The sequence below is a fragment of the Brevundimonas vesicularis genome (genome assembly GCF_014204545.1).
GTDB lineage: Bacteria > Pseudomonadota > Alphaproteobacteria > Caulobacterales > Caulobacteraceae > Brevundimonas > Brevundimonas vesicularis_B.
In genome coordinates this window covers 1,180,434-1,201,135 of record NZ_JACHLJ010000001.1, presented here as the reverse complement: position 1 = coordinate 1,201,135, position 20,702 = coordinate 1,180,434, and the positions used below count along the sequence as shown (strand labels likewise).

Genomic DNA, 20,702 nt, shown 5'->3' with positions numbered 1-20,702 from the left:
CGACGCGTTGACGACCGCTAGGCTTCGCGCCGAGCGCCCTTCAGGAGATCGCCCTTGCGCGTCCACGCCTTTGCCTCGTCCGCCATCCTGGCCCTCGCTCTTGTGAGCGGCGCCTGCGCCGCCGGGCCAATGTCGGCGCCAGCGACCTTTCAAGAGGAAGCCGGACCCCAGGTGACGGTGACGCGCGACGGCGATCACCTGAACATCGACTATCGCTTCGGGCGCGACGTGCCGGTCTGGGCCTTCCAGGATTCGGCGCTGGAACAGGATTCGCGCCAGCCTTGGCGGCCGCGTCAATGGACGGTCGAGACTCCCGGCGTCGTTATGGAGCGGCGCGGCCATTACGACATCATCCGCAGCACGGACGGCGGGCCTGTGCCGCGCGAGGTCCGCTTCCGCGTTCGACCTCAGGCGGTGGATCTTGAGGCCGAATATCCGACCCTGCTGTTCTCCAACAGCGCGGTGGCCCTGCCGACACGGCAACTGGACGTCTTCGCCCTGCCGTCGGCCCAGGCGGCCGAACAGGTGCCGGACGACCTGAACCGGATCAGGCTGGATGGCGGCCCTTCGCGCGTGACGTGGCGGGATGAGAACGGACCCGTGCTGTTCAACGGGCGCCGCCGCGACGAACTGACCACGACGGACGAGCGCAGCTATGTCCTGCTGGGCGAGGCGACAGTCACGCCGGGCGACGGCCTGTCGACCGTTATGGACCCCAATCTGCCGCCGTGGATCGGTGAAGAGATCCGCGGCTTCGCGCCGCGTGTCGGTCATTACTACCGCGACCGGCTCGGCGCGCCGGGCTCCGGCGGCGATACGCCCATCGTCATGGTGGCCTGGAACGGGCCGACCGAAAGCATGACCAGCATGGGCGGCAGCGTTCTTCCGGGCCTGATCGTCATGTCGTTCGAGGGCAGGGGCGTGACCTCGCCCCAGCCGGAAATCGTGGAGCGTTCGCGCTGGTTCATCGGCCATGAGGGGGCGCATTTCTGGCTGGGGCAGACGGTGCGATACGCCTTCGCCGACGAGGCCTGGATCACCGAGGGCGGGGCTGACCTGATGGCTGTGCGCGCCCTCAAGGCCCTCGATGCAAACTATGACGACCGCGCCGAGCTTCAGTCCGAGGTGGACGACTGCGTCAACCTGGCCCGCCAGCCTGTCGCCCAGGCCGGTGCCCGAGGCGAACACCGCGCCTACTACGCCTGCGGGGCCGTCTTCGCCCTGGCGGCGGAGGGCGCGCAACGCCAGCGCACAGGCGGCGACTGGTTCGACTTCCTCAGACCTCTGCTGCGCCAGCCGGACGGCGTGCTCAGCCGCGAGGAGTGGCTAACGGCCCTGACCCGGACATCGCGCGACCCGTCGCTGCGTGGCGATGTCGAAAGGCTGCTGGACCAGGGCGCGCCCGACCCGTCCGCCGTCATCGCGCGCCTGTTCCAGCGCACAGGCGTGGCCTTCCGCATCATCGACGGCCGGGTGGTTCTGAGCTGACTTCGACATAAGGCGCAGGCGTCGGCCTCGGGATTGAACCCGAACCTTGGCCGTGACGTTGTGGCGGGATGAAAACAGCCTTGATCCCGATGGCGGGCGCGATCGCCCTTTTGGCCGCCTGCGGCGATCACGAGGTCAATCCGCCGAACGAACCGGCGGCGCCCCTGCGCACGCCCGAGGCCATGCAGCCGGTCGAACCGCCTGGACCGTCGTCTCTGGCCGGGCGGGGGCCGCGCAGCTTCGTGGGCGTTTGGGCGGCGAACCCGCAATGGTGCGCCCGGCCCCAGGGCGAACGCAGCCCGATCACCCTGACGCCCCTGCGCTTCGACGCCTACGGCAGCAACTGCGACATCGCCAGCATCGACGAGACGGGTTCCGGCTATGTCGCAGTGCTGCGATGTGCGGGGCGGCCTCAGACCGAGCGGGTGCACATGGGCACGAGCGGCGACGTGATGAACCTGACCTATGTCGATCAGGACATGAAGACGGTGAAACTGGCGCGCTGCCCCGGTTCGCCGCGCGCGCGCGATCCCGCCAATCCGCTGGAAAAGATGATGAAGAAGGACGGGGCCGAAACCCCGCCGGCCGCGCCGCCTAGTTGAACAGGAAGTTCATCACGTCGCCGTCCTTGACGACATAGGACTTGCCTTCGGCGCGCAGCTTGCCCGCCTCGCGCGCCTTGGCTTCCCCACGCAGGGCCACGAAGTCGTCGAACGCGATGGTCTCGGCGCGGATGAAGCCTTTTTCGAAGTCGGTGTGGATCACGCCAGCCGCCTGGGGCGCGGTGTCGCCGACATTGATGGTCCAGGCGCGGGCTTCCTTGGGTCCAACCGTGAAATAGGTCTGCAGGCCCAGCAGCTTGTAAGCCTCGCGGATCAGACGGTTCAGGCCGGGTTCTTCCAGACCCAGAGTCTCCAGGAACTCCCTCTGTTCCTCGTCGTCCAGCACGGCGATCTCGGACTCGATCTGGGCCGAGATGACGACCGAGTTGGCGTTGTCCTGGGCGGCGCGGGTCGCGACCTTGTCGGACAGGTCGTTGCCCTTGTCGGCCGAGCCTTCCTCGACGTTCGAGACATAAAGCGCGGGAAGGGCGGTCAGCAGTTGCAGCATGTGCCAGGCCTTGATGTCCTCCTTGGACACCTCGGCGGTGCGGGCCGGCTTGCCGGCGTTCAGCTGGGCCAAGGCCAGATCGACCAGCTTCAGCGTCAGGACGGATTCCTTGTCGCCGCCCTTGGCGCGCTTCTCCAGCTGCGGCCGACGGCGCTCCAGGCTTTCCATGTCGGCCAGCATCAGTTCGGTCTCGATGATCTCCAGATCGGCGATCGGATCGATACGGTCCTCGACGTGGGTGATGTCGTCATCGACGAAGCAGCGGGCGACGAAGGCCACGGCGTCGCAGTCGCGGATGTTGGCCAGGAATTGGTTGCCCAGGCCTTCGCCCTTGGACGCGCCGCGCACCAGACCGGCGACGTCGACGAAGGTGATGCGGGCTGGAATGATCTCCTTGGATCCGGCGATCTCGGCCAGGGCGTTCAGACGCGCCTCAGGCACCGCCACATCGCCGGTGTTCGGTTCGATGGTGCAGAACGGATAGTTGGCCGCCTGGGCCGCCGCCGTCTTGGTCAGGGCGTTGAACAGGGTGGACTTGCCGACGTTGGGCAGGCCGACGATCGCGACTTTAAGAGCCATGGTATTCCTCGTGAGGCGCGAGCCTTTAGCGGGTTCAGAGCCGTTTGTCAGGCTCGCGCTTCAACTGAGGTCAGTGGGCGCCGTGATCCATGCCGTCCATGGCCGGTTGGCGAACCTGCGCCTGAACCGTGATCGTCGGCGCCGAGGCGAACTGGAGGGTCAGCGGCACGGTCTCGCCGGCGATCAGAGGCGCGGTCAGGCCGATCAGCATCAGATGGTTTCCGCCCGGCGCCAGGGCCACGTCCTGACCGGCGGGCAGGGGCAGGCCCGCCGTCATCTCGGCCATCTTCATCATGCCGTTCTCGGTCTTCATCTCGTGGACCTGAAGCGATCCGGCGCGCGGCGTCGATCCGCCCGTCAGCCTGTCGTCGGTCGCGGCGGTCAGGGTGACGTAGCAGCCGCCGGCCTTGGCCCCGTTCGGCGACGGGCGGCACCAGGCTTCGGTCGCGCTCACGGCGGCGGTCGCCGTCGGCGTCTCAGCGGCGGGCGCCTTGGCCGGCTCGGACGGATTGCAGGCCGTCAGCGACAGGGCGGCGGCTGCAAGGGCGAGTTTGATCTTCATGGCGTCAGGTCTTTCACGAGGCGGCGGGACGGCGCCGGATCATCGGACGTACGGCTCGGTCGAGCAATACGGCCGCGATCAGGCTCAGTCCCGTCAAGGGATAGAGGATGGCGAGGGGCAGGACGATGCCGAGGACAGCGGCGCGCGCTCGCGGTGCCGGCGGGGCGGGCGGCGCGCCCAGGCGTCGGCGCGACAGATTGGGCGGGCGGCGCTTCCACCACATGACCAGGCCGCTGATCGCCAACAGCCACACGCCGATGCAGCCCATCAGCATGACGATGCGGTTCGCCTGTCCGAACTGCGTACCCTGATGCGTATAGATGCCGAACTCGATGACCTTTGCGCCGGCGCCGAACTGGTCATAGCCGATGTCGCCCAGCAGCCGCCCGGAGGCCGCATCGACATAAAGCGACCGGCTGTCCTGAACCCGCGTCGCCTGTGTCGTCAGCGTATAGGCGGTGTCATCGGCCTTAGGGATGTTCACCGTATAGGGGCGCGCCAGTCTGGCCTGCTCCGCGACCTGCAGAACCTGCGCCAGGCCGCCGTGGCCGGCATGGTCGTGGGTCATCACCATGCCCTCCATGGTCCAGCCGGCCCCGACCGGCGCATCGTGGTGCTGCGCTCTCTGCCAGGCGCCGGCGACGGGTGCGGGCGGCCGCCCCAGCCCCGTCTCCTTGACCATCCCCATGACCTTGTCGCCCCAGACCGCCGACCAGGGCATGCCGGTCACGGCCAGAAACAGTACGACCCCGCCGACATAGAAACCCGTCAGCGCATGCAGGTCGCGCCAGAACGGTCGCCGGCGGCTGTCGGCTGTCTGCGGCGCAAAGGTCGCCACGCCCCGCCGTCGCGGCCACCACAGATAAAGCCCCGTGGCGAACAGGATGATCGTCCAGCCCGCGACGATCTCGACCAGGATGTTGAACGGCCGCCCCAGCAGGGTCAGGCTGTGCGTCTTCTTGACCAGCTCCATGAACCCGCCGGCCGGAATGACGCCGGTGGCCCGGCCGGTGTGCGGATCAACGAAGACCGTCTTCTGCACCCCGTCGGGCCGATCTACCCGCAGCCGGATCCCCTGATCGTCGCGCGCGGGCATGACCAGATTGGCGACCCGACCGCCGCCGGCGGCCTGGGCGGCCGAAGCCACCCAAGCATCTGGCGCCGCTTCGGCCTGAACCGCCGGCACGCGGATCATGTCGCGATACAGAAACCCGTCGATCTCGTCCTTGAACAGATAAAGACCCCCCGTCAGGGCCAGCAGCATCAGCACAGGCATGACGAAGACGCCGGCATAGAAGTGCCAGCGCCAAACCGCGCGATAGGCGTCGGACACTGAGGCGTCGCCAGACTTAGAACGCATAACGCACCCCCACATAGGCCGAACGTCCCTCGCCGGGCACGAAGACGGCAGTCGCGACTTTAGTGGCGTCCGTCACGGCGTTGACGGTCGAAATATAGCGTTCGTCGGTCAGGTTGCGCGCATCCAGGAACAGGGACAGGCCACCTCGCAAACTCCAGCCCGCATTGAAGGACAGAATGGCGTAGTCAGGTGCTGTCAGCGGCGTTCCATCTGTGGCGCTGCGCGTGTTGGCGTAATCGATCAGCACATCCGTCGGCGACCACTCGACACTGGGCGCCACGAACCAGCCGGCAGGATGCGCATATTTTAGTTCAGCCCGGTAAAGGTGCTCCGGCACGACCGGCAGACGATTGTCGCCGTAGACACGGTCGTTCTCGAAGAAGAAATCCGACCAGGCATAGGTCTGGCGCAGAGTCAGGCGACCATCGGCGCTGTCGATTATCCGCCAATCCAGCCCCGCTTCGATGCCCTGATGGATGGTGTCGTCCGCATTAAAGGTTGCGGCTGGAATGTTGAGGGCGGGATTGACGCTGTAGTTCAGCAGTTCACCTTCGATCTGGGCGCGATAGGCCGAGATATCGTAGGTGAATGGACCGCGGCGGCCGCGGGCGCCCACCTCGGCTGTCCAGGCGTCCTGGATATCGACAGGCACGAATTGCGGCACGGTCCCCTGTACCAAGGCGCCATAGCTGGGCGCCTCCACGGAGCGTGTCAGATTGGCGTAAATTTGGGCGCCGGTCTCATCTTCCCACAGCAAGCCGATGCGTGGCGCGAACCAGTCAAAGGTCGTTTCAGCATTGTTGGCGGGGGCCAGATTGTTTGTGTAATCCCGCTCTGCGCGACCGTAGCTGCCGCCCGCGACCAGGGCCAGTCGGTCGGTGACGAACAGGCGCCCTTCAGCAAACGCGTCGATACCGGTCGCGTCCTGAACCGAATCGCCGATCTTGGCGCCTGGGCGCGCCCCGCCCGCCGCCACGAAGGTGAAGGCGTCCGTCGTGCCGCCGCGATAGCTGATCCCCGCATAGGCATCAGCCCTCATGCCGCCCAGCCGACCGTTCCAGTCCAATCGGCCATAGCCGCCCCACTGCAGGCTGTTCTGATCGATGACGATGGAAATGGGATGGTATAGATCCTTGTCCACCACATAGACGGCCCCTTCGAACGCCAGGCTGTCATCCACGCGCCAGCGACCAAGCAGCGTGCTCCTCAAGGACTTCACATCGCGCGCAAAGGCCAAGGTCGTATTGTTGGCCGGTACAGCGGTTGGGTTGTTAAGGGCCTGCTGACGGGTGACGGCCGATGATGCCGACTGGTCCAGATCATTGCCTTGAACGATAAGGCGCAGCTCGCGCCCCTCGCCGAACGACCGACCCAGATTGAGCGTCAGCCGCTTGGAGTCTGAGCTCTGATTGTCCCGGAATCCGTCTGAACTGGCCACGGTGGCGGCGGCGTACAGGTCCCAATCGCCCCAATCGCGGGCCAGGGCGACATGGCCGCGTAGGGTGTCGAACGATCCGCCCTCGACCCGGATCAGGTTCTGGCTGGCGGCCGTTCGCCCCGTCGGGGTCACCACATTGATCGCACCGCCCAGGGCGGCACCGCCGAAGCGCAGGGCGTTGCCGCCCTTGAACACATCGATGTGGCGAGCGATCAGGGGATCAATCTCTTGAAACTCGCCAAAGCCGTCGGGCGCATTGAAAGGCACGCCGTCCTGGGCCAGCAGGACGCCGCGCAGGTGCGCGCTATTGCCGATACCGGAGCCGCGAATCGACAGCCGCACCTCCTCGCCCCAGCGACGTTGCGCGAAGACGCCTGGAACACTGCGAAGCGTATCGGCGAAGGTCAGGGCGTAGCGGTCCTGATAGGTTTCGGAGGCGACCACAGCGACGGCGCCGGGCGTGCGCGACAACAGGGCGCGGGCTTCGGCGACAACGGCGGGATCCTCGGCGTTGCGGCGGCCGGTGACGATGACGCTGTCCAGCAACGCCGGTTCGGGCGTCTGCTGGGCCAGGACGGGGCTCGTCCAACCGGCGTTGGAGAGGGCGGCGAGCAGCAGCGCGCAGGGCGCTGCGGTAGTCTTGAAGGACATGGAATGAGCCTGAAATCAGAACGAGACGGCGCGCGGGCGCTCGGGCCGGCGCGGGCTTGGGGTCTGGTTCAGGCTTGAGGTGGGGCGGTGGACGGCGGACGCGGCGGCGCGCGCGCTGGCGGCGGCGGGCTGACGCTGGCGGCGATATAGACGACGCGTTCGACGGTGCGGACCACCGGCGCCGGCTCGGGCGCAGGCGGGCAGGGCAGGGCGGCGGCCAACGGCATGACGCAGGCGGCGCATTTGGCCCCAACGTGCTTGTTGACCGGGCCGTCCATGCCGCCGGACTGGATCGTCTGGGGGCCTTCCGCCGAACAGATGACCAGCGGGTGGCCCGGCTGGACCGCCGCAAGGGCCGCGAACGGCAGCAGGGTTCCGAGCACGAGCGCGAACACCGCCGCCAGGAAGGCGAGCGATTGCGAGATCGACCAATTGTCGGCCTGGGCGCGGGTCACGTCTCGCCTCTACGGCGTTTTGCGACGGCGCGATAGGCGGCGGTTTGTCCTAAAGCTCGCCGCGCGCGGCCTGGCGGGGGCTGAACTTGGGCGCGGGGGCCAGGCGCATGACCTCGCCCTGATAGCGTTCGTCGTCGCCGGCGATCGCGAAGGGCAGGGCGTCGGCGCAGGCCTGGAGCATGGCGTCCAGCCACGGCTGTTCGGCCTTGTGGAAGTCGCCCAGGACGTGGGGCATGACCAATTCCTTCTCGCCTGGATGGCCGATGCCCATACGTGCGCGGCGGAAGTCGGCGCCCAGGTGGCTGATCAGCGAACGGACGCCGTTCTGTCCCGCTGCGCCGCCGCCGGTCTTCATGCGGAAACGGCCGGGGGCCAGGTCGATCTCGTCGTGGAAGACGATGATCTCGCTGGGTTTGATCTTGTAGAAGCGCGCCGCCTCTCCGACAGCCCGACCGCTTTCGTTCATATAGGTCTGGGGCTTCATCAGCAGGACCTTGGTCCCATCGATCAGACCCTCGCTGACGATCGACTGGAACTTGGCGCGCTCGGGACCGAACCGCCACCGGCGCGCGATTTCGTCGGCGGCCATGAAGCCGATGTTGTGCCGGTTCTTTTCGTATTTCCCGCCCGGATTGCCGAGCCCCGCGATGATGATCATGGCGTCCTCTTGCCGTTTGCGTCAGGCAAAGAAAAGCCCCGCACGGCGAACCGGGCGGGGCGTGATCTTGTCGAAGCGACGAAGGATCAGTCTTCGGTCTTCTCGGCCGGGGCGGCCTCGGCGTCAGCGGCTTCGTCAGCAGCTTCCGACAGGGCGGCCGACGAGATCTTGACCGTGGCGATCACGAAGTCGCGGTCGGTGATGGTGGCTTCCGCGCCCTTGGGCAGCTTGATGTCCGAGATGCGGATGGTGTCGCCGATTTCAGCCTTGGCCAGGTCGACAACCAGTTCTTCCGGGATCTGGTCGGCGCGGACCAGGATCTCGACGGCGTGACGGACGATCTCCAGCGAGCCGCCCTGACGCGAGTAGGGCGCTTCATCGGCGTTCAGGAAGTGCACCGGCACTTCGATCTTGACCGGAGCCTTCTCGTCGACGCGCATCAGGTCGAAGTGCAGGGGGCGGTCCGAAACGGGGTCGAACTGCACGTCCTTGGCGATGACCGGCTGGGTCTCGTCGCCGTACTTCAGGGTCACCAGGTGGCCCAGCAGCTTGCCGGTGTAGAGCGACTTGCGGAAGTCCTTCTCGTTCACCGAAATGGCGACGGGGGCTTGCTCGCCGCCGTAAAGGACGCCCGGCACGAAACCGGCGCGACGCGCAGCGCGAGCGCCGCCGGTGCCGACGCCATCGCGGACGTCCACGTTCAGAATGATCTCGGCCATGTGGCTCGCCTCAACAACAACGGAAACGCCGCGCCAACCCGGGGCTCTCGCGGCGGGGGTGATGAACCCTCGAATTCAAGAGCGCGGGCTATTACACGCATCAGGTCCAAGGCGCAACCGTCAAAGGTTCCGCTTCACGCCGCCCGCGCGCGATCCTTCAGCAGCGACGTCGGCGCCGCGACAATGCCCAGCAGTTCGGCGGCGTTGAACGGCTTGGCCAGGTGATGGTCGGCCCCGGCCGCGCGTCCGGCGGCGATGTGCTCTGGCATGGCGTTGGCGGTCAGCATGACGATCGGCGTGCGATCCAGACCCATCGTCGCCTCGTGCAGACGAATCTCCTGCGTCGCGGTCAGCCCGTCCATGACGGGCATTTGCATGTCCATCAGCACCAGATCGAAGGTGTCGGCCCGGAAACTTTCCAGCGCCTGGGCGCCGTTCTCGGCGATCACGATCTGCGTGGGCGTCTGCGCCAGAATCAGTTCGATGACGCGGCGGTTGGTCGGATGGTCGTCGGCGACCAGCACGCGGATCGTCCGCGCCTGCTCCACGACGGCGGGTTGGGCCGGCGCCGGTTCTTTGCGCGATGGGGCCTGGGTTTGTCTCAGCGGCAACGTCAGGATGAAGGCCGCGCCGCCGCCGGGTTCGCTCTCGCAGCCCAGGTCGCCGCCCATCATCTCGGCCAGCTGACGACAGATGGACAGGCCCAGTCCCGAACCGCCGAACTTGCGCGTGATGCCGCCGTCGGCCTGTTCGAAGCGGCTGAACAGCCGCGCCCGTGTCGCGGCGTCGAAGCCGATGCCGCTGTCCTCGACCGTGAAGCGCAGCACGGGCGAGCCCTGGCGGTCCGTGCCACGCTGCACGATCAGGCTGACGAAGCCCTTGCTGGTGAACTTGACGGCGTTGGAGATCAGATTGGTCAGCACCTGCTTCAGGCGCACTGCATCGCCCAGGATCCAGACGTCGTCCTCCAGATCGATATCGACGTGGAAGTCGAGATGCTTCTCGCGCGCGTTCTCGGCGTAGAGCTGAGCCGCCTCGCGCACGACCGTCGCGAGTTCGAAGGCGTCTTCGGTCAGTTCCAGCTTGCCCGATTCGACGCGCGCCAGATCCAGGATGTCGCTCAGCAGGGTCTGCAGCGTCTTGCCCGACGCCTGCATCAGATCCAGCATCTCACGCTGTTCGGCCGTCAGATCAGTCTTCGCCAAGGCTTGGGACAGGCCGATCACGCCATTTAACGGCGTACGGATCTCATGGCTCATGTTGGCCAGGAACTGGCTCTTGGCGACATTGGCGGCTTCGGCTGCGTCACGCGCTTCGGACAGGGCCTCGGCGTCGCGCTTCAGATCGGTGATGTCGTTGCAGACAGTCACCGTCCCGCCCTCGGACGTACGGCGGTCCTGAATGCGCAGCCAACGCCCGCCGGCGACCTGCTGCTCGCTGTTCGAGGACAGCTGACGACGCGCCTGCATGCGCTCGTTCAGCCACTCCTCTTCGCGACCGGCCGCCTCCTGATAGCGGCCTTCATCGATGCCGATGCGCAGGGCCTCACGGAAGGTCAGGCCGACGACCAGATGCGGCTCAAGCTCGGGGTTCACCTCGGCATAGCGCGCATTCCAAAGCACCAGCCGATCCTTGGAATCATAAAAGCCCAGGCCGTCAGGCATGGCGTCCACCGCTTCACGGATACGGCGCAGCGCGGTGGCGCGCGAAATATAGGCCATCATGCCCAGCACGGCGGCCGCCGTGCAGATCATCAACAGAATGGCGGCCAGCAGCATTCGCATCGCCTCGCTGGACAGCCCCTGGTCGGCGGCGACGGTCGGGTCTGGCGTGACCGTGATGGCCGCCATTCCGATGAAATGAAGAATGATGACTGTCGCGGACAGTCCCGTCGTCGTCGCCAGCAGGCGCAGCAGGCCGCCTCGACGATAGAAGAAGGCCGTCGTTCCGCCGATCGCCAGGGCCGCGATGATGGACAGGGCGACTAGGCCAGGATCCCAGCTGATGTGCGCCGGCGCTCTTATGGCGGCCATACCCAGATAATGCATGGCGCCGACGCCGGCGACGGCGATCACGGCGGCAAGCACGCGCCACATGCGGCCCTTGCCCATCAACGTCGAGCCGATCGTCAGGCCGATCATAGCCAGCGTGATCCCCAGGGAGGCGACCGTCAGGAAAGGATTGTAACGCACAGGCACGCCGGCCACGAACCCCTGCATGCCCACGAAATGGGTCGCCCAGATCGACAGGGCCCCGATCATGACGGCCAGCAGGACCGAGCGGCGGCGTCGATCAGGATCGCGCCGGCCCATCCGCTGCATGACGTGGGTGGAGACGCCCAGACCGGCCATGCAGATCAGCGCAGCGAACAGCGTGATCCGCCAGTCGTGATCGTGCGCAATGCAATGGATGATGCGGTCCACGAGGCCTCCCCTTGAGCGTACGATAGACGACAATTCTAAAGAAACCGTGCGGCGAAGCTTATGGGCGCCGCAGGCTGTCGGCACGCCGTCACAGAATCCGTGCAAGGATCGGAATCGTTCTTCAGTTCGAGGTCGCCCGGACCCATGCCTTACGAAGTCTCGCCATCGCCTGTCGCGCCGGTCTCCACCTCGCGGCTGTGGACGGTCGGCGCCAGCATCGGGCTCGCCATCGTGACCCTGCTCGTGCTGGCGATCTTGCATCCCGAACTGGCGAACTGGCTGGTCGGCGGTGCGGTGGTCGTGGCGGCCTCGGCCTGGCTGTTGAATATGAACGAGGCGACCAGGGCTGAGCCGGCGGCCAGTCAAGGCGCGGCGACCGAGCCCGCCATCGACATGGTGACGGGCGATCTTCTCGACCGCGTGTTCGAGGCGCTGGACGATCCGGTGCTGGTGGTCAGCGGCGGCGAGCCGGACGACATCGCCGGGCGACGCATTGTCATGGCGAACGCGGCGGCGCGCGAGCTGCTGCGCATCCAGCGCCAAGGCGCCTTGTTGGTCCAGGTGATCCGCGAACCGGGCGTGCTGGAGGCGGTGGACGAGGCCCTGTTCGGCGGGACGGCCCGCACCACGGATTATGCGACGGGCGGTCAGCGCGACCGACGCTGGCGCGCCTGGACCCGGCCGCTATCACTCGAAAAGTCAGGCAAGGCCGGGTCGGAGTTGGCCCTGCTGATCCTGCGCGACGAAACGGACTCGCGCCGCATCGAGATGATGCGCGTCGACTTCCTGGCCAACGCCAGCCACGAACTGCGCACCCCCCTGGCTTCGCTCAGCGGTTTTATCGAGACCCTGAAGGGCCATGCCCGCGAGGATGTTGTCGCGCGCGACCGCTTCCTGGACATCATGTCGGCCCAGGCGGACAGGATGGGGCGGCTGGTCGCGGATCTGCTGTCGCTCAGCCGGATCGAGCTGAACGAGCATATTCCGCCGTCTGGTCGCGTCGATTTGGACCGTGCCGCCTCTGACGTGGTCGACGCCATCAGCGTTCTGACGCGCGAAAAGGAGATCGCCATCGCCCTGGATCAAGGGGAGGCGAGGGCGTCGATCAGCGGCGATCGCGACGAGATATTGCAGGTGGTGCAGAACCTGCTCGACAACGCCGTCAAATATTCGTCACGCAACGGCACGGTCGAAATTTCGGTTCGTTCAGACCTGTCGTTCGACGAGGCCTGGGCCTCGCGCATGCCTGGCGCGACACGACTGCCGCTGGTCACGCCGGATCGCACGGCGGGCGTCTCCTATGCTGCGGTCACGGTACGCGATCATGGGCCCGGCATGGCGCGCGAACACCTGCCCCGCCTGACCGAGCGCTTCTATCGGGTCGAGGGTCAAAAGAGCGGCGAGCGGCAGGGGACGGGGCTGGGTCTGGCGATCGTCAAACACATCATCAACCGTCACCAGGGCGGTCTGGTGGTCGAAAGCGCGCCGGGCATGGGCGCGGCCTTCACCGCCTGGTTCCCCCAGCCGGTCGAGCGACGCTAAGAGCGCTAGGGACGGTCGCTGTCACCCAACTGTCATCGACCCGTCGTAATCCGCTGACCATTCGCAGGCAGTAGTCGCGCCGCGTCGGTCCCGATGTTCAGGACCGTCGTCGATTCGCGCACGGCGCTTCGGACTTCTGAATGATCTGGATTTATTTGCTGATCCTCGTCGCCTTGAGTGCGGCCGCCTTCTTGGGCGGACGCACGTTGGCGCGTCGTCGTGCGATCGTCGCAAAGCCTCATTCCCGCCCCGGCCAGCACGGCGCCTATGCCCTGATCTGGGTCGCCGCGCCGGCTCTGCTGGTCTTGATCCTGGCCTCGGTCTTCGCCGCCCCGCTTCAGCGTCAGCTGACCGCCGTCGGCACGCCTGATGCAGTTGCGGCGCTAGAGCCCTTCCGCCGCGACGCCTTCTTCGCCGACGCCCATCGCGTGGGTCGCGGAGAGGCCGCGCTGCAAATCTGGGAACGCCCCCTGGCCGAACAGCTGCCGGTCGAGGCGCGCCGCATGGTTCGCATCGAACGCACCCTGTCTTGGGGCGGCGGCGTCGCCGCCATCCTGGCCGCCATCCTGGGCGGCCTGTTCGCCCTGACCCAGATCAAGCCTCAGACCCGCGCCCGCAACCGGGTCGAGGGCTGGATCTACGGCGCTCTGTTCGTCTGCTCGGCCATCGCCGTCCTGACGACCCTCGGCATCATCGCCTCTCTGGCCTTCGACAGCTTCCGCTTCTTCCAGAAGGTGCCGGTTCTCGACTTCCTGTTCGGCACCCAATGGAGTCCGCAGATCGCCATCCGGGCCGATCAGGTCGGATCCTCGGGCGCCTTCGGAGCCGTGCCTTTGTTCGCCGGCACCCTGCTGATCATGGTCATCGCCATGTGCGTCGCGGCGCCCATCGGCCTGCTGTCGGCCATCTATTTGTCGGAATACGCCAGCCGCACGACCCGTGCGGTGATCAAGCCGCTGCTGGAGATTCTCGCCGGCGTGCCGACCGTCGTTTACGGCTTCTTCGCCGCCCTGACCGTCGGGCCGTTGCTGCGGGTCTTCTTCAACGAGATCGGCCTCTTCCTGATCGGCGGACCCTTGGACGGGCTGGGTCAGTATCTGGCCCTGGTTCAGAACCAGATGGCCCTGACGGCCGGCGCCGTGATGGGCATCATGCTGATCCCGTTCGTGTCGTCCCTATCCGACGACATTCTGAACGCGGTGCCCCAGTCGCTGCGTGACGGCTCGTTCGCCATGGGCGCGACCAAGTCCGAGACCGTGAAGCGGGTTCTGCTGCCCGCCGCCCTGCCGGGCATCGCCGGCGCTCTGTTGCTGGCCGTGTCGCGCGCGATCGGTGAGACCATGATCGTGACCATGGCCGCGGGCCTGGCCGCCAACCTGACCTTCAATCCGCTGGACACCGTCACCACCGTCACCGTGCAGATCGTGACCCTGCTGACCGGCGACCAGGAGTTCAACAGCGCCAAGACCCTGTCCGCCTTCGGCCTGGGCCTGACCCTGTTCCTGGTCACCCTGCTGCTGAACATCATCGCCCACCGGATCGTGCAGACCTATCGGGAACAATATGACTGACGCGACCCCCGATCAGATCGACGGCGCGGCCGCCAAGGGTCGTCTTGACCGCCTGCGTTCAGGCCTGAAGCGTCGCCACGCCAAGGAAACGCGCTTCAAATGGTATGGCCGCCTGGCCATCGCCGCCGCCATGCTGTTCTTGGCCGTGCTGCTGGTGCGCATCGTCGAGCAGGGCCACACCGCCTTCTACACCCACACCGTCACCGTGCCGGTCTTCATGGATCCGGCGCGCGTGGACCGCGCCTATCCGCAGGGCTCCAACTTCGAGCAACTGGCCGCCGAGCAGCAGCTGGCCCGCATGGGCATTCAGGACGACGCGGCCGGAACGAAGGCCGCGCAGATGAAGCGGTTGTTCTCGTCGGAGCTGAAGTTCGTCGCCGCCGACTTGGTCGCCAAGCGCAGCGAAGTCATCGGCGAGACCGTGCCCCTGGCCGTGCCGCTGTCCGACGACGCCGATCTGTATCTGAAAGGCGAAATCTCCAGGGACACGCCCGAGGATCAGCGCCGCCTGACCGACCAGCAGATCGCCTGGCTGGACCGAATGAAGACCGAGGGCGTGATCGGCTCGCACTTCAACACCGCACTGTTCACCAACGGCGATTCGACCCAACCCGAGTTGGCCGGCGTCCTGGGCGCCGTGGTTGGTTCGGCCCTGATGCTTATGGTCACGGCCCTGATCGCCATCCCGCTGGGCGTCGGCGCGGCCATCTGGCTGGAAGAGTTCGCACCCAAGAACAAGTTGACCGACATCATCGAGGTCAACATCAACAACCTCGCGGCCGTGCCGTCGATCGTCTACGGCCTCTTGGGTCTCGCCCTGTTCATCAACTGGATGCATCTGCCGCGCGCCAGTCCCATCGTCGGCGGTCTGGTCCTGGCCCTGATGGCCCTGCCGACCCTGGTCATCGCCACCCGTTCGGCGCTGAAGGCTGTGCCCCCGTCGATCCGCGAGGCCGCCCTCGCCATGGGCGCATCCAAGACCCAGACCGTGTTCAGCCACGTCCTGCCGCTCGCCATGCCCGGCGTCATGACCGGCGCCATCATCTCGATGGCCCACGCCCTGGGTGAGACCGCGCCGCTGCTGCTGATCGGCATGGTCAGCTTCGTGCCCGGCGTGCCGGCGGCCATCGACCAGCCGGTCGGCGCGCTGCCCTCGCTGATCTACATCTGGGAGAACGCCTCGGAGCGGGCCTTCCACGAACGCACCGCTGCGGCGATCATCGTCCTGCTGGTCTTCATGATCATCATGAACGCGGCGGCCATCATCCTGAGGCGGCGCTTCGAGCGTCGGTGGTAAGAGAATGAAATTCCGTATTTTCCGCTCCGCCGAGGACCAGACCGGCGCAGGCTCGGTCGATCCGACCGAAGCGCCGCGCATGGGCGGTCAGGTTCTGCCCGAAATCGCCCCGTCCAAGGGCGCCGCCGCCGAACCGCGTGTCGAGGACGCTACGCCCCGGTCGGGCCCCGCCGTGGTCGACAGCCCGCCTGTCGGTCCGATCAAGATCGCCGCGCGCGACGTCTCGGTCTTCTATGAGGGCAAACAGGCGCTTTACGACGTCTCGTTGGATATTCCGGACAAGACCGTCACAGCGCTGATCGGTCCGTCGGGCTGCGGCAAGTCCACCTTCCTGCGGACCATGAACCGCATGAACGACACCATCGCCGGGGCCAAGGTCACGGGCCGCATCGCCATGGATGGCGATGACATCAACGACCGCGCCATCGACCCGGTGCTGCTGCGCGCGCGCGTCGGCATGGTGTTCCAGCGTCCGAACCCCTTCCCGAAATCGATCTACGAAAACGTCGCCTACGGGCCCAAGATCCACGGCCTGGTGTCGTCCAAGGCCGAGATGGACGAGGTCGTTGAAAAGGCTCTGAAGCGCGCCGGCCTGTGGGACGAGGTCGCCGACCGACTGCAATCGTCGGCCATGGGCCTGTCAGGCGGTCAGCAGCAGCGTCTGGTCATCGCCCGCGCCATCGCCGTGAACCCCGAAGTCATCCTGATGGACGAGCCCTGCTCGGCGCTGGACCCCATCGCCACGGCGCGGATCGAGGAGCTGATCGACGAACTGCGCGAGCGGTTCTGCATTGTCATCGTCACCCACTCGATGGCCCAGGCGGCGCGCGTGTCGCAACGCACCGCCTTCTTCCACATGGGCCGTCTGGTCGAGACCGGGGATACGGAAGACATCTTCCAGAATCCGCGCGAACGGCGCACGCTTGACTACATCACGGGACGCTTCGGCTAATCCGATGAACCAGCACACCGTCAAAGCCTATGGCGACGAACTGAACCAGATCACGGCCGAGATCGCCCGCATGGGCGGCCTGGCCGAGGCCCAGGTCGCGGACGCCATCGACTCCGTCGCCCGGCGCGACATCGCCCTGGCCCGCGCCGTGGTCGAACGCGATCTGAAGCTCGACGCCCTGCACCGCGATATCGAGAAGAAGGCGATCCGCCTGATCGCCCTGCGCCAGCCGGTCGCCAGCGACCTGCGCCGCACCTTGGGCGCCATGAAGATCGCCACCGATCTGGAGCGCACCGGCGACCTGGCCAAGAACATCGCCAAGCGTGCGCTGATCCTGGCCGAAGGCCAGCCGATGCAGCCCCTGACCCGTTCGATAGAGCGGATGGGACGGCTGGTCTCGACCCGCCTGCGCGATGTGCTGGACGCCTATACGGCCTCGGAACTCGATCGCGCCGTCGCCGTCTGGCAGACCGACGACGAGGTTGATGAGCACTACAACGCCCTGTTCCGGGAGTTGCTGACCTACATGATGGGCGATCCCCGTACGATCGGCGCCTGCACCCATCTGCTGTTCATGGCCAAGAACCTGGAGCGGATCGGCGACCACGCGACCAACATCGCCGAAACCGTCCACTACGAGATCACGGGCGAGGACATCGTGGGCGAACGCCCGCGCGCCCAGCCCACGGCTGAGGATTCCGATCCGACGCCGAACCTTTCGACGCACTGACCCGAGACCGGAGACCCGACGTGCAGCCCTATATCCTTGTGATGGAAGACGAGGACGCGCTGGCGACCCTTCTTCAGTACAATCTCGAAAAGGAAGGCTACGACGTCGCCGTCGCCGCCGACGGCGAGGAGGGCATGCTCCAGATCGACGAGCGTCTGCCCGATCTGGTTTTGCTGGACTGGATGCTGCCCAAGCTGTCGGGCATCGAGGTCTGCCGTCGCATTCGCGGCAAGGCCGAGACCCGCAACCTGCCGATCATCATGCTGACGGCGCGCGGCGAGGAGAGCGACCGGGTTCGCGGTCTGGACACCGGCGCGGACGACTATCTGACCAAGCCCTTTTCGATGGTCGAGCTGATCGCGCGCATCCGCGCCGTCCTGCGCCGCATTCGTCCGGGCCTGGCCGACGATCGCCTGAACCACGGCGACATCGTCGTGGATCGTGTCTCGCACCGGGTGAAGCGCAACGGCAAGGAGGTCCATCTGGGCCCGACCGAGTTCCGCCTGCTGGACCACTTCATGCAGCACCCCGGGCGGGTGTTCAGCCGTGAGCAGCTGCTGGACGCGGTCTGGGGCTCGGACGTCTATGTCGAGGCCCGCACGGTGGACGTCCACGTCGGTCGCCTGCGCAAGGCCCTGGCCATCGCCGACGAAAGCGCCAATCCCATCCGCACGGTCCGCTCGGCGGGCTATTCGCTGGATCTGGAAGGCTAAAAGAAGAAGGGCGGCTCTCGGAGCCGCCCTTTGCAATTCAAATCTGCTCTGCGACCACTTCGTCGGGGTCCAGCGCATAGACCGTGGCGCAGTATTCGCAGGTGACGCGGATCTTGCCGTCGTCTTCCAGCATGTCGGCGCGCTCGGCCGGATCGAACGAGGCCAGGACCGAGGCGATCCGTTCGCGTGAGCAACGGCAAACGGCCGTCAGTTCTCGCGCGCCCTCCAGCCGCACGCCGTCCTCGTGGAACAGGCGGAACAGCAGCGTTTCGGGCGAGATCGTCGGATCGACGAGCTCGTCATCGCCCAGCGTGCCGAAAAGGGCCCGCGTGCGGTCCCAGACCTCTTCGGTCGAACCGCGGGCCTCGTCGCCGGCGATGATCTGGATCATCGCCCCCCCGGCGCGCCACTGCGATCCGGCCTCAGTCTGTATCTGGCCGACGGCCAGGCGCACCTTGGTCGGCACCTGTTCCGACTGCTGGAAATAGTGTTCGGCCGCCAGCGACAGGCTCTCGCCTTCGATCGGCGTGATCCCTTGCGTGCGCTCGAAGTCCGGGCCGCGATCCAGCGTCATGATAAAGACGCCCTGGCCCAGCAGCGAGCGGGCGCCGGGACGGGCGAACCCCTGCGACGCCTCGGCCACCTCGGCCTCGTCGTAGCGGCAATAGCCGCGCAGCGAGCCGTCGGTGCCATAATCGGCGACCACGTAGCGCACAGGGCCGTCGCCCTGGGCCTGGACCAGCAGGCGGCCCTCGAACTTCAGGCTGGAGCCGATCAGGGCGGCCAGCGCGCAGGCCTCGCCCAACAGGGCGGCGACAGGCTCGGGATAGGCGTGGGCGGCCAGAATCTTGTCGATGGTCGCGCCCAGGCGAACCAGGCGACCGCGCACGGGCCAGCCTTCGATCTGGAAGGCAGCGGCCAGATCGTCGGAAACGGAAATGTTGGGCGCGTGATCGGTCACGGCGAGGTCCTTTGGGGCGTCATTTCGGGATCGCGGCTATGTAGGCGCCCGCAGGCGGCTTGATAAGGGGGCAATCCGCCGGGTCTGGGGGAGGGCGACGGAACCGATTTCGGCGCGGATCGCTCTTTTGGCTCAAGCGGAGCCGTCGCTCCGTTCATGACGCCAATAACTGAAGAGGTTCCGCCGATGATCCGCGACATCGATCCGATCGAAGAGATTCGCAAACACCCCGGCATCACCGCCGGCAGCCTCCTCGCGGTCGCGCTCGGCGCTGTCGCCGTCGTCTATCTGACGCAACGCAGCGGCCCCACCCGTTACCAGCGCATCAAGTCGCGTATCGACCCGCGCGGCTGGGTCGATACGTCCGAACTGCGTGACCGTTTCCACGACGCCGTCGACGCCTTCCGCCACCGCGCCGAGGATGTCGGTGAACGCGCCGGCGCACTGTCGCGCGACGCCCGTCACCGCGCCGCAGACACCGCCTATGACGTGCGCGACCGCGCCGACGACTGGTTCCGTTCGGCCCGCAAGGACGGCAAGAAGGCGCTGAAGAAGCATGGCAAGACGGCGCGACGCTATGCTGACGACGCCGGCCAATATGCGCGTGATCACGCCCGCGAAGGCGGCGCGCTGTTGGCGGTGGCGACGATTGCCGCAGCCGTCGGCGCAGCGGTTCTCGAAAGCCGTCGTCCCGACAGCCACGTGCGCCGCATCGCGCGCTTCTGACATTTTCGTGCCGCCCGCTGTGTGAAAATCATGGCGGGCGGCAAACTTTTAGCGCATCTGCCCACAGTGAGCAGCATCGCTCGGCTTTGCCGCAGGCGCGAAGGTCGCTAAGACGCCGCTCATGAGCGCGCGACCCACACTGATCTTCGACTTCGATTCGACCCTGGTCGATTTCGAGACCCTTGAGGCCCTCGCCGACATCGCCCTGGCCGACGCGCCGGCCGCAGCCGATACACGCGCCCAGATCGCCGCCCTGACGGATCAGGCCATGGCCGGAGAGATCGAATTCGGCGAGGCTCTGCGTCGCCGGCTGGCGCTGCTGCCGCTGACCCGCGCCCATGTCGCCGCCCTGGCCCAGAGCGCGTCGGACCACCTGACGGCGTCGGTGCGGCGCAACCTGAACTTCTTCCAGCAGAACAAGGGCAAGGTCGTCATCCTCTCCGGAGGCTTCCGCGAGGTGATTGCGCCCGTCGCCGAAGAGCTGGGCGTCTCTGTCGATCGCGTGCTGTGCAATGATCTGATCTATGACGCCGACGACCGCGTTATCGGCGTGGACGACGCCAACCCCTTGTCGCACGCCAATGGCAAGCCGACCGCCATTCACGGTCTGAACTTGACGGGTCGCGTCGTCATGGTGGGCGACGGCTGGAACGACGCTGAGGTCAAAATCGCGGGCGCCGCCGACGCCTTCTACGCCTTCACCGAGGTCGTGCGCCGCGCGCCGGTAGTCCAAGTCGCCGACGCCGAGGCTGCATCGCTCGACGAGG

At 66.7% G+C, this 20,702-nt stretch carries 18 protein-coding genes and 1 pseudogene; 10 read left to right on the top strand and 9 right to left on the bottom strand.

Going from position 1 to position 20,702, the window contains the following annotated elements:
* The first annotated feature begins 54 nt into the window (after positions 1-54).
* Together HNP47_RS06100 and HNP47_RS06095 are read left to right on the top strand one after the other, a co-directional pair.
* Positions 55-1,488 (top strand): hypothetical protein, encoded by a 1,434-nt coding sequence (locus HNP47_RS06100; protein ID WP_221414922.1) that lies wholly within the window; start codon positions 55-57, stop codon positions 1,486-1,488.
* Positions 1,489-1,556: 68 nt separating this feature from the next.
* Positions 1,557-2,090: a hypothetical protein gene (locus HNP47_RS06095; protein ID WP_184278737.1), complete on the top strand. Its 534-nt coding sequence runs from the start codon at positions 1,557-1,559 to the stop codon at positions 2,088-2,090.
* Here HNP47_RS06095 and ychF read toward each other — a convergent pair.
* From ychF to HNP47_RS06055, 8 genes are all read right to left on the bottom strand, one after another.
* Complete coding sequence (gene ychF / locus HNP47_RS06090) at positions 2,083-3,177, bottom strand: redox-regulated ATPase YchF (RefSeq protein WP_184278736.1); 1,095 nt, start codon at positions 3,175-3,177, stop codon at positions 2,083-2,085. The two genes, HNP47_RS06095 and ychF, sit on opposite strands and share 8 nt — an antisense overlap.
* A 70-nt stretch (positions 3,178-3,247) precedes the next feature.
* Complete coding sequence (locus HNP47_RS06085; protein ID WP_184278735.1) at positions 3,248-3,739, bottom strand: copper chaperone PCu(A)C; 492 nt, start codon at positions 3,737-3,739, stop codon at positions 3,248-3,250.
* 13 nt (positions 3,740-3,752) lie between these two features.
* Positions 3,753-5,099 (bottom strand): PepSY domain-containing protein, encoded by a 1,347-nt coding sequence (locus HNP47_RS06080; protein WP_184278734.1) that lies wholly within the window; start codon positions 5,097-5,099, stop codon positions 3,753-3,755.
* Positions 5,089-7,188, bottom strand: a complete 2,100-nt coding sequence (locus tag HNP47_RS06075; protein WP_184278733.1) for a TonB-dependent receptor domain-containing protein — start codon at positions 7,186-7,188, stop codon at positions 5,089-5,091. Before HNP47_RS06075 ends, HNP47_RS06080 begins: the two co-directional genes overlap by 11 nt.
* Before the next feature lie 68 nt (positions 7,189-7,256).
* Positions 7,257-7,643: a hypothetical protein gene (locus HNP47_RS06070; RefSeq protein WP_174085676.1), complete on the bottom strand. Its 387-nt coding sequence runs from the start codon at positions 7,641-7,643 to the stop codon at positions 7,257-7,259.
* Between the two features lie 49 nt (positions 7,644-7,692).
* Positions 7,693-8,301, bottom strand: coding sequence for an aminoacyl-tRNA hydrolase (pth, locus tag HNP47_RS06065; protein ID WP_184278732.1), 609 nt, complete (start codon positions 8,299-8,301; stop codon positions 7,693-7,695).
* A gap of 86 nt (positions 8,302-8,387) precedes the next feature.
* Positions 8,388-9,020, bottom strand: coding sequence for a 50S ribosomal protein L25/general stress protein Ctc (locus tag HNP47_RS06060; protein ID WP_045810293.1), 633 nt, complete (start codon positions 9,018-9,020; stop codon positions 8,388-8,390).
* Positions 9,021-9,154: 134 nt separating this feature from the next.
* A complete protein-coding gene (locus HNP47_RS06055) occupies positions 9,155-11,443 on the bottom strand; it encodes an ATP-binding protein (RefSeq protein ID WP_184278731.1) in 2,289 nt (762 codons plus the stop codon).
* Positions 11,444-11,587: 144 nt separating this feature from the next.
* Here HNP47_RS06055 and HNP47_RS06050 point away from each other — a divergent pair, with 144 nt between their 5' ends.
* From HNP47_RS06050 to phoB, 6 genes are all read left to right on the top strand, one after another.
* Positions 11,588-12,985 carry an ATP-binding protein gene (locus tag HNP47_RS06050; RefSeq protein WP_184278730.1) on the top strand — a complete coding sequence of 466 codons (1,398 nt, stop codon included), beginning with the start codon at positions 11,588-11,590 and terminating at the stop codon, positions 12,983-12,985.
* A gap of 140 nt (positions 12,986-13,125) precedes the next feature.
* On the top strand, positions 13,126-14,556 hold the full coding sequence (gene pstC / locus HNP47_RS06045) for a phosphate ABC transporter permease subunit PstC (protein WP_184278729.1): 1,431 nt from the start codon (positions 13,126-13,128) through the stop codon (positions 14,554-14,556).
* On the top strand, positions 14,549-15,853 hold the full coding sequence (gene pstA, locus HNP47_RS06040; RefSeq protein WP_184278728.1) for a phosphate ABC transporter permease PstA: 1,305 nt from the start codon (positions 14,549-14,551) through the stop codon (positions 15,851-15,853). Before pstC ends, pstA begins: the two co-directional genes overlap by 8 nt.
* A 4-nt stretch (positions 15,854-15,857) precedes the next feature.
* Positions 15,858-16,805, top strand: a complete 948-nt coding sequence (pstB, locus tag HNP47_RS06035) for a phosphate ABC transporter ATP-binding protein PstB (protein ID WP_184278727.1) — start codon at positions 15,858-15,860, stop codon at positions 16,803-16,805.
* A gap of 4 nt (positions 16,806-16,809) precedes the next feature.
* Positions 16,810-17,535, top strand: coding sequence for a phosphate signaling complex protein PhoU (gene phoU / locus HNP47_RS06030; protein WP_165115929.1), 726 nt, complete (start codon positions 16,810-16,812; stop codon positions 17,533-17,535).
* Positions 17,536-17,555: 20 nt separating this feature from the next.
* Positions 17,556-18,248, top strand: a complete 693-nt coding sequence (gene phoB, locus HNP47_RS06025; protein WP_017505977.1) for a phosphate regulon transcriptional regulator PhoB — start codon at positions 17,556-17,558, stop codon at positions 18,246-18,248.
* Between the two features lie 37 nt (positions 18,249-18,285).
* Here phoB and HNP47_RS06020 read toward each other — a convergent pair whose 3' ends face one another.
* A complete protein-coding gene (locus HNP47_RS06020; RefSeq protein ID WP_184278726.1) occupies positions 18,286-19,209 on the bottom strand; it encodes an Hsp33 family molecular chaperone in 924 nt (307 codons plus the stop codon).
* 186 nt (positions 19,210-19,395) lie between these two features.
* On the opposite strand from HNP47_RS06020, the gene HNP47_RS06015 reads away from it, so the two are divergent.
* Complete coding sequence (locus HNP47_RS06015) at positions 19,396-19,935, top strand: hypothetical protein (RefSeq protein WP_055755006.1); 540 nt, start codon at positions 19,396-19,398, stop codon at positions 19,933-19,935.
* Between the two features lie 121 nt (positions 19,936-20,056).
* Positions 20,057-20,584 (top strand): annotated as a pseudogene (locus tag HNP47_RS16570) (HAD family hydrolase); the annotation flags it as partial.
* Between the last annotated feature and the right edge of the window lie 118 nt (positions 20,585-20,702).

Excerpts from the sequence above, each read along its gene's own strand:
- HNP47_RS06095 (WP_184278737.1), top strand. The coding sequence starts at position 1,557 with ATGAAAACAGCCTTGATCCCGATGGCGGGCGCGATCGCCCTTTTGGCC.
- ychF (WP_184278736.1), bottom strand. The coding sequence starts at position 3,177 with ATGGCTCTTAAAGTCGCGATCGTCGGCCTGCCCAACGTCGGCAAGTCC.
- HNP47_RS06085 (WP_184278735.1), bottom strand. The coding sequence starts at position 3,739 with ATGAAGATCAAACTCGCCCTTGCAGCCGCCGCCCTGTCGCTGACGGCC.
- HNP47_RS06080 (WP_184278734.1), bottom strand. The coding sequence starts at position 5,099 with ATGCGTTCTAAGTCTGGCGACGCCTCAGTGTCCGACGCCTATCGCGCG.
- HNP47_RS06075 (WP_184278733.1), bottom strand. The coding sequence starts at position 7,188 with ATGTCCTTCAAGACTACCGCAGCGCCCTGCGCGCTGCTGCTCGCCGCC.
- pth (WP_184278732.1), bottom strand. The coding sequence starts at position 8,301 with ATGATCATCATCGCGGGGCTCGGCAATCCGGGCGGGAAATACGAAAAG.
- HNP47_RS06060 (WP_045810293.1), bottom strand. The coding sequence starts at position 9,020 with ATGGCCGAGATCATTCTGAACGTGGACGTCCGCGATGGCGTCGGCACC.
- HNP47_RS06050 (WP_184278730.1), top strand. The coding sequence starts at position 11,588 with ATGCCTTACGAAGTCTCGCCATCGCCTGTCGCGCCGGTCTCCACCTCG.
- pstC (WP_184278729.1), top strand. The coding sequence starts at position 13,126 with ATGATCTGGATTTATTTGCTGATCCTCGTCGCCTTGAGTGCGGCCGCC.
- pstA (WP_184278728.1), top strand. The coding sequence starts at position 14,549 with ATGACTGACGCGACCCCCGATCAGATCGACGGCGCGGCCGCCAAGGGT.
- pstB (WP_184278727.1), top strand. The coding sequence starts at position 15,858 with ATGAAATTCCGTATTTTCCGCTCCGCCGAGGACCAGACCGGCGCAGGC.
- phoU (WP_165115929.1), top strand. The coding sequence starts at position 16,810 with ATGAACCAGCACACCGTCAAAGCCTATGGCGACGAACTGAACCAGATC.
- HNP47_RS06015 (WP_055755006.1), top strand. The coding sequence starts at position 19,396 with ATGATCCGCGACATCGATCCGATCGAAGAGATTCGCAAACACCCCGGC.